At 69.8% G+C, this 829-nt stretch carries 1 protein-coding gene; it reads left to right on the top strand.

Translation table 11 applies throughout. The annotated features are described in order from the left end of the window. Nucleotides 1-254: 254 nt before the first annotated feature. Nucleotides 255-701, top strand: a complete 447-nt coding sequence (locus ACTWQJ_RS51900) for an ATP-binding protein (protein ID WP_443313281.1) — start codon at nt 255-257, stop codon at nt 699-701. The last annotated feature ends 128 nt before the right edge of the window (nt 702-829 follow it).

Here is an 829-nt window from a genome sequence, read left to right as displayed (position 1 = left end):
GGTTTTCGTGACCTCACCCTCGCATCCATCGAAAGCCTTGAAAACAAAGGGCCGTAAGGATTCCGCAGACATCGGAGCCGGGTGTCCTTTGCCCGTTTTTATCCGGAGCCGATAATGCGACACATTGCCAACTCTTTACGCTGGGTCGCCGCAACCTTCGGGGGCTTCGAGCGGTAGTCACTGCGTCCGAGCCCGGAGATCAACAGCCGGGCACGGCCGGACACTTCATCGTTTCCTCCCGTCAAAGGAGCACCATGTCCCTCCCTCTGACCCGTCGGATCGCCCGTGCCGCGCTGCTCGTCGCAGCGGGAGCGGCTGCCGGGGTCGGTGCGGCCGGCTCCGCCAGCGCGGCCCCCGAAACGCCCGCCACCCCCAACCTCGGCGGGCTGACCGCCCTGGACGGGGCGAGCGTCGGCAACACCGTCGACGGCGCGGCCAAGGACGTCACCGGGCTCGCGGGCGACACCGGCAGCAAGGCGGTCAGGCAGTCGGTGCCGACCGCCGGCAAGACCGGTGGCCAGATTGCGAAGAAGGCGACGCCGGCGGCGCAGAAGGTTGCGGGTGACGCTGCCGGGGCGGCCGGGGAAGTCGTGGGTGACACCGCTTCGACGGCGACGAAGGGCGGGCTGCCGACGGATGGGCTGGCCAAGGGTGGGCTGCCGAAGCAGTCGCTGCCGGCTACGGGGCTGCCGATCGGCTGATGCCGGGTTGGTTGTACGGCGCCGGGGTCCAGGGAGTTTCCCTGGACCCCGGCTTTGCGTGTTCTTGCGTTGGCAGGGGCCGGGGTGGGTTGCAGCGGTGCCCGGCGCTGTCGGCCGTGCCCCCCCCC

Origin of the sequence: Streptomyces sp. KR55, assembly GCF_052245645.1 — a bacterium.
Classification (GTDB): domain Bacteria; phylum Actinomycetota; class Actinomycetes; order Streptomycetales; family Streptomycetaceae; genus Streptomyces; species Streptomyces flavusporus.
This window is presented reverse-complemented; position numbering and strand designations above follow the sequence as displayed.

Coding starts and splice junctions, on each gene's coding strand:
- ACTWQJ_RS51900 (WP_443313281.1), top strand. CDS start 255: ATGTCCCTCCCTCTGACCCGTCGGATCGCCCGTGCCGCGCTGCTCGTC.